At 67.7% G+C, this 3,630-nt stretch carries 4 protein-coding genes and 1 pseudogene; 2 read left to right on the top strand and 3 right to left on the bottom strand.

From position 1 onward, the window contains the following. Positions 1-522: pseudogene (locus WBV89_RS18035) on the bottom strand (electron transfer flavoprotein subunit alpha/FixB family protein); the annotation flags it as partial. Positions 523-533: 11 nt separating this feature from the next. Beyond that, positions 534-1,286 carry an electron transfer flavoprotein subunit beta/FixA family protein gene (locus tag WBV89_RS18030; protein ID WP_423982714.1) on the bottom strand — a complete coding sequence of 251 codons (753 nt, stop codon included), beginning with the start codon at positions 1,284-1,286 and terminating at the stop codon, positions 534-536. A gap of 232 nt (positions 1,287-1,518) precedes the next feature. On the opposite strand from WBV89_RS18030, the gene WBV89_RS18025 reads away from it, so the two are divergent. Beyond that, positions 1,519-2,463, top strand: coding sequence for a diacylglycerol/lipid kinase family protein (locus WBV89_RS18025; RefSeq protein WP_423982715.1), 945 nt, complete (start codon positions 1,519-1,521; stop codon positions 2,461-2,463). Here WBV89_RS18025 and WBV89_RS18020 read toward each other — a convergent pair. Then, the gene (locus tag WBV89_RS18020) at positions 2,435-3,160 is read right to left on the bottom strand and encodes a glycerophosphodiester phosphodiesterase (protein WP_423982713.1); all 726 of its coding nucleotides are present in this window, start codon (positions 3,158-3,160) and stop codon (positions 2,435-2,437) included. The two genes, WBV89_RS18025 and WBV89_RS18020, sit on opposite strands and share 29 nt — an antisense overlap. 180 nt (positions 3,161-3,340) lie before the next feature. Here WBV89_RS18020 and WBV89_RS18015 point away from each other — a divergent pair. Continuing rightward, a partial coding sequence (locus WBV89_RS18015; RefSeq protein ID WP_423982712.1) for a WhiB family transcriptional regulator occupies positions 3,341-3,630 on the top strand: 290 nt, incomplete at its 3' end.

Genomic DNA, 3,630 nt, shown 5'->3' with positions numbered 1-3,630 from the left:
GGCGACGACCTCGCCGGCCGCACCGGCGCCGCCGGCGGGCTCGAAGCTCTTCGGGCGGAACGCGGCGAGGTACGGGGCCTCGCCGGTGAAGGTCGCGGTCACGATCTTGGCGCCACCGAAGATCGGCGTCTGTGCGCTGACCGAGTCGCCGTCGACCGAGATGTCGGTCGAGTTGGTGAGCACGGTGCGGTCGAGCTTGACCGACAGGCGGGACATGACGTCACGGCCCTCGTAGTTCTGCGGGAACATGACGAGGTCGGGCGAGTCACCGCCGTCGATGACGGCCTTCATCGCGGCGGACACGGCGGCGCCGGGAAGGGCGCCGGCGAGGTCACCGGTCTCGTAGATCTTGGCGGCCCCGTGATCGGCGAACGCCGCCGCAGCATCACCGGCGGAGCCGGCGACGAATGCGGTGACCGAACCACCGAGCGAGTTGGCTTTGGTCAGCAGCTCGAGGGTCGCGCTGGATGCGCCACCGGCTGCGTTGGTCTCCGCGAAGACCCAGATGTTGTCGATACCCATGATCAGGCTCCTCAGATGACCTTCAGATTGTCGAGGAACTCGACGATCTTGTTGAACGTTTCGCCGTCGTCTTCGATGATCTCGCCGGCTTCGCGGGCGGGGGCATCTTCGACGTTGGTGATGGACTGGGCCCAGCTGGCAGCCTCGATCCCGAGGTCGGCGGCCGTGACGTTCTCGACCGGCTTCGACTTCGCGGCCATGATGCCCTTGAAGCTCGGGTAGCGGGGCTCGACGACGCCAGCGGTGACGGACACGACGGCCGGAAGCGGGCAGGTGACCTCGTCGTAGCCGGCCTCGGTCTGACGCTCGACCTTGACGGTCGAACCGTCGACGGCGATCGACTTGGCGAACGTGACCGACGGAAGGCCGAGGACTTCGGCGATCTGCTCGGGAACGGTGCCGGTGTAGCCGTCGGACGACTCGGTCCCGGCGATCACCAGATCGAAGTCACCCGACTTGCTGACCGCACCGGCCAGGACCTTCGCCGTCGTCAGCGCATCGGCGCCGGCGAGGGAGGGGTCGGAGACGAGCACTGCCTTCTCGGCACCCATCGCGAGAGCAGTGCGGAGACCCGACACTTCCTCGTTCGGGGCCATCGAAACGAGGCTCACCGCGCCGCCGCCCGCAGCAGTGACGAGCTGGAGCGCCATTTCGACGCCATAGCTGTCGGACTCATCGAGGATGAGCTTGCCGTCGCGCTTCAGCGTGTTGTCGGCATCCAACTCACCCGGCAGGGCCGGGTCAGGGATCTGTTTCACACACACGATCACGTTCATAAGCCGATCAAGTTACCGGCGGGTCAACCAAGACCCCCAAATCGACGACCTGTGACGTTTGCACTCCCACCCCCGCCCTCCCCATCCGGGTGTTTCCGTCTGTCCGGGTGTTTGCATTGCTGGAAGTCCCGCAGAGTCACCCGGATGGACGCAAACACCCGGACCAGTGGGGCCCGGGTGGACCGCGGCGGCGACAATTAGAGTGTCCAGCTTGCGGATCATGCTCATCGTCAACTCGTTCGCGTCGTCGGTGACGGCACGCAACACCGTCGTGGTCCATCGACGGCTGAGCGAGGGCGTCCGCACGGCCAGCGGGGCGACGCCGCGCCGCCACGAGGTCGAACTGGTCGAGACCAACCGACGCGGCCACGCAACTCGATTCGCGCACGACGCGGCCCGCCGTGGTGTCGATGTCGTGATCGGCTACGGCGGCGACGGGACGCTCAACGAGGTCGCCACCGGGATCGCCGGCAGCGACAGCGCGCTCGGCGTGCTCCCCGGCGGGTCGACCAACGTGTTCGCCCGCACGCTGGGGATGCCCAACGACCCCGTCGTCGCGGTCGAGAACCTGGTGCGCGGCATCGACGCGGGCAGCATCGGCCCGATCGGGCTCGGGCAGGTCAACGGTCGGTACTTCTGCTTCCACACCGGTGTCGGCTACGACGCCGCCGTCGTGCAACAGGTCGAACGCCACGGATCGCTCAAGCGCTGGCTCGGGCACCCGCTGTTCATCTGGTCCGGGCTGTCGACGTGGGCACGCGGCTACGACCGCAAGCATCCACACTTCCGTGTCACCGGCGACGGCGGTGACGACCTCGAGGACGGCTACTTCACGATCGTGCTCAACACCAACCCGTACACGTACCTCGGGAACCGGCCGCTCGATCTGTCACCGCACGCCGGGCTCGACCAAGGGCTCGTCGCGATCACGTTCACGACGATGAGCGCCCGTGCGATCCTCACCTCGTTGGCCGGCGCACTGCGCGGAGGCGGTGTCAAACCTGCCGCACACCTCGACATCCGGACCGCGGTCGAACGGCTGCGCATCGAACACGACACGCCGTTTCCGTATCAGCTCGACGGAGACGCGCTCGGCGAGTCGACCTGCCTCGACATCCGCCACGTCCCCGACGCGATCAATCTCGTCTTCCCCAGCGCGGACTGATCGCGGGCACCGGCCGATCGTCCACGCGTTCTCGGCCGAGCGTGTCGAGGGCGACATCGGGAACATCGGTGCACACCCCATCGACCCCCATCGCCGCCAGTTCCTCGATCCGTGCGGGCTCGTTGCACGTCCACGTGTTGACCGCGAGGCCGGCACGGTGGCAGGCGTCGACCCGGTCGGCGTCGAGCTTCGCGTCCCACGGATGAATCGATCCGTGGCCGCGGTCGACGGCGAGCGCGATCGCCTCGTCGCTCGGATCGAACACGAGGAACGCCGTCATGAACTCCGGTGCGACCGCACGGCAGTGATCGATCGTGCGCAACGAGAACGACGAGATCAGCCAGCGGTCGGACCAGGCGGGTCCGCGGCGGCGCATCGCGGCGATCGTGGGGGCGACGACCGCCATCGTCGGATCGAAGCCACCGTCGTCCGCGCTGTTCTTGATCTCGACATTGACGAGCATCCGGTCACCGCACGCGTCGAACGCATCGTCGACGTTCGTGAGCTCGTCGATCTCGTGCTGTGATTCGGGAAGCGGATCGTGGCAGAGCACGAGGCGGGATCCCCCGCGGCCGTCGGACGCGAGGCGCACGTCGAGTTCGACTCCGTCCGCCCCCATCTCGTCCGCGACGGCGAATGCCGGCGGTGTGTTCTCCCGCTCTGCCCGAGATGCCCCACGATGACCGACCACGTTCATGACCGCGAGTATCACCGCTCGACGGAGTCAACGGTCACACGTCACACGAACTCCCCCTTGCGGCGCGGCTGGGTCGCGCCTATTTTTTCGCCCGGCGAGGCCCGCGCCGACGGTCCCCCGCCCCACCTTCACCGACGCGTGCTCGTCCCGCGTCCCAACCTCCACAAGGGGAAACCGAACGTGTCGATTCTTGCGTCCAGCCTGGCTCTCGGAGCCGCCGACTACGACTGGCGCGACGACGCCGTGTGCCGCGACACCGACCCGGCGCTGTTCTTCCCCGTCGGTACGACAGGCAATGCGCTGGTCCAGATCGATCACGCCAAGAACACGTGTGGCGAATGCCGCGTCGCCCAGGACTGCCTGGACTTCGCACTCGACACGAATCAGGACTCGGGAATCTGGGGAGGGCTCACCGAGGAGGAGCGCCGGGTGATCCGCCGCAAGCGCGTGGCCGCCGCCCGCGCCGAGCG

It is taken from the genome of Ilumatobacter sp. (genome assembly GCF_049588435.1).
GTDB lineage: Bacteria > Actinomycetota > Acidimicrobiia > Acidimicrobiales > Ilumatobacteraceae > Ilumatobacter_A.
The sequence above is the reverse complement of the archived record's forward strand: the minus strand, read 5'-3'. Positions and strand labels throughout refer to the sequence as shown.

What these genes read in the sequence shown, in the direction of transcription:
- WBV89_RS18025 (WP_423982715.1), top strand. Translation starts at nt 1,519, where the DNA reads ATGCTCATCGTCAACTCGTTCGCGTCGTCGGTGACGGCACGCAACACC.
- WBV89_RS18020 (WP_423982713.1), bottom strand. Translation starts at nt 3,160, where the DNA reads ATGAACGTGGTCGGTCATCGTGGGGCATCTCGGGCAGAGCGGGAGAAC.